Origin of the sequence: Paractinoplanes rishiriensis, from assembly GCF_016862375.1 — a bacterium.
Classification (GTDB): Bacteria; Actinomycetota; Actinomycetes; order Mycobacteriales; family Micromonosporaceae; genus Actinoplanes; species Actinoplanes rishiriensis.
Genome location: NZ_BOMV01000177.1, coordinates 1 through 896, shown reverse-complemented (window position 1 = coordinate 896; position 896 = coordinate 1). Strand labels below are relative to the sequence as shown.

Here is an 896-nt window from a genome sequence, read left to right as displayed (position 1 = left end):
CTCCTAACGCGATCTCAATCCGGCCCATTTGATCAAGCGGCGCCAGCAGATCATGGCGCAGGCGAGGCTCACGAGACTGTCGTGGATATCGAGTCGACGTTCCCATCGAACGGCGATCCGGCGGAACTGGTGCAGCAGGGCGAAGGTCTGCTCGACGATGTAGCGCAGCTTGCCCAGGCCCTTGATGTTGGGTGTCTTCGGCTTGGCGATGATCGGTTCGGTGCCGCGCTCGCGGCATGCCTGACGGAAGGCTTCGCTGCTGTAACCCTTGTCAGCCAACAGCACGGCGAAGCGGCGCCGGGGCCGGCCGGGTCGGCCGGCGATCGGTGGGTAGCAATCGAGCAGATCGAGCGCACGGCTGATGTCAGCAACGTTCGCGCCGCTGGTCAGCACGTAGATCGGGGTCCCATTGCCGTCGCAGATCAGGTGGTGCTTCGAGCCGGGTTTAGCGCGGTTGACCGGCGACGGACCGGTTCCATCGCCCCCTTTTTAGCGTCGATGTGACTGCCGTCCATCGCCGCTCTCGACCAGTCGATCAGGTTCGCCGCGTTCAGCTTCGCCAGCAGTAGCTGGTGCACCTGATCGAAGACTCCCGCCTCGGTCCAACGCTCGAGACGCCGCCAGCAGGTCATGCCAGAGCCGAAGCCAAGCTCCTGCGGCAGATCTTCCCAACCGATCCCGGTGTGCAGCACGAAAAGAATGCCCTGCAGGCAGGACCGGTCCGGGATCGGTTTCGGCCCTGGCGCCTTCTCCGGCCACGGCGGTAGCACCGGCTCGATCAACGCCCACAACTCGTCACCAACATCCCACGGCCTCGCCACGACCAGCGAACGAGACTGATCTTCCCGTCGTGATGCTGATCATCATCGATTCAGCAGATCGTGTTAGGAGCTCTT

1 protein-coding gene is annotated in these 896 nt (G+C 63.5%); it reads right to left on the bottom strand.

All coding sequences use genetic code 11. The annotated features are described in order from the left end of the window. Positions 1-3: 3 nt before the first annotated feature. Positions 4-821, bottom strand: a protein-coding gene (locus tag Ari01nite_RS49490; protein WP_203791709.1) for an IS5 family transposase whose coding sequence is annotated in 2 segments (ribosomal slippage) — positions 4-491 and positions 491-821 — 819 coding nt in all. Because the reading frame shifts where the segments join, the coding sequence is not laid out codon by codon here. Positions 822-896 lie beyond the last annotated feature (75 nt).